General features: G+C 46.3%; 1 rRNA gene. It reads right to left on the bottom strand.

Annotated features, from left to right (window positions below):
- Positions 1–8: 8 nt before the first annotated feature.
- Positions 9–1,582, bottom strand: a 16S ribosomal RNA gene (locus GJU04_RS00010).
- Position 1,583: the final 1 nt, after the last annotated feature.

Below are 1,583 nucleotides of genomic sequence, written 5' to 3'. Positions count from 1 at the left end.
CTTATAGTAAAGGAGGTGATCCAACCACAGGTTCCCCTACGGTTACCTTGTTACGACTTCACCCCAGTTATGAATCATAAAGTGGTAAGCGCCCTCCTTAAAAAAATAAAGGTTAAGCAACTTACTTCTTTTACAACCCACTTCCATGGTGTGACGGGCGGTGTGTACAAGGCCCGGGAACGTATTCACCGTAGCATTCTGATCTACGATTACTAGCGATTCCGACTTCATAGAGTCGAGTTGCAGACTCCAATCCGAACTAAGATATATTTTGTGAGATTCGCTTACTCTTACGAGGATGCTTCCCTTTGTATATACCATTGTAGCACGTGTGTAGCCCTGGTCGTAAGGGCCATGATGACTTGACGTCGTCCTCACCTTCCTCCGGTTTATCACCGGCAGTCTCCTTTGAGTTCCCAGCCGAACTGATGGCAACAAAGGATAAGGGTTGCGCTCGTTGCGGGACTTAACCCAACATTTCACAACACGAGCTGACGACAGCCATGCAGCACCTGTCTCATGGTTCCCGAAGGCACTAAAATATCTCTATTAAATTCCATGGATGTCAAGACCAGGTAAGGTTTTTCGCGTTGCATCGAATTAAACCACATGCTCCACCGCTTGTGCGGGCCCCCGTCAATTCATTTGAGTTTTAACCTTGCGGTCGTACTCCCCAGGCGGTCGACTTAACGCGTTAGCTACGAAAGCTATAAGTCAAGCTTACAACCTTCAAGTCGACATTGTTTACAGCATGGACTACCAGGGTATCTAATCCTGTTTGCTCCCCATGCTTTCGCACCTGAGCGTCAGTATTCGTCCAGGGGGTCGCCTTCGCCACTGGTATTCCTCCAGATATCTACGCATTTCACCGCTACACCTGGAATTCTACCCCCCTCTACGAAACTCAAGTTAATCAGTTTCAAATGCAGTTCCTAAGTTAAGCTTAGGGATTTCACATCTGACTTAATTAACAGCCTACGTGCTCTTTACGCCCAGTAATTCCGATTAACGCTCGCACCCTCCGTATTACCGCGGCTGCTGGCACGGAGTTAGCCGGTGCTTCTTTTACAAGTAACGTCAATGATAAAATGTATTAGATTTTATTTTTTCTTTCTTGTTGAAAGTACTTTACAACCCTAAGGCCTTCTTCATACACGCGGCATAGCTGCATCAGGCTTTCGCCCATTGTGCAATATTCCCCACTGCTGCCTCCCGTAGGAGTCTGGACCGTGTCTCAGTTCCAGTGTGGCTGATCATCCTCTCAGACCAGCTAGGGATCGTCGCCTAGGTAGGCTTTTACTCTACCTACTAGCTAATCCCGTCTGGGTTCATCTAATGGCATAAGGTTTTATATGAATATAAAATCCCCTACTTTAGTCGTAAAGACATTATGCGGTATTAGCTATCGTTTCCAATAGTTATCCCCCTCCAAAAGGTAGATCCCCAGATATTACTCACCCGTCCGCCGCTTGCCGACAATAAAAAAAATTTTACAATTTTTTTTATTTCGCTGCCGCTCGACTTGCATGTGTTAGGCTTGCCGCCAGCGTTCAATCTGAGCCATGATCAAACTCTTCAATTTT

It is taken from the genome of Enterobacteriaceae endosymbiont of Donacia marginata, assembly GCF_012567685.1.
Classification (GTDB): domain Bacteria; phylum Pseudomonadota; class Gammaproteobacteria; order Enterobacterales; family Enterobacteriaceae.
The sequence above is the reverse complement of the archived record's forward strand: the minus strand, read 5'-3'. Positions and strand labels throughout refer to the sequence as shown.